Source organism: Monashia sp. HAY1-5C, assembly GCF_056755255.1.
On record NZ_JBPGXG010000754.1, the window covers coordinates 1 to 237 of the forward strand.

Consider the following 237-nt stretch of genomic DNA (forward strand, 5'->3'; position numbering starts at 1 on the left):
GGCACGCGGAGGGCTGGGCGCTGTACGCGGAACGGCTCATGGAGCAGCTCGGCTACCTCGACGACCCCGCCGACCGCCTCGGCATGCTCGACGGCCAGCGCATGCGCGCCGCGCGCGTCGTGCTGGACATCGGCGTGCACCTGCAGAAGCCGAAGCTCGACGGTGACGGCGTGTGGGATGCCGACTACGCGCTCGCCTTCATGCGCCGGAACGTCAACATGTCGGACGAGTTCATCC

Annotated in this window: 1 protein-coding gene; it reads left to right on the forward strand. The window is 69.6% G+C overall.

The features are described 5' to 3' along the window. A partial coding sequence (locus tag ACR9ZK_RS23430) for a DUF885 family protein (protein WP_481344307.1) occupies nt 1-237 on the forward strand: 237 nt, incomplete at both ends.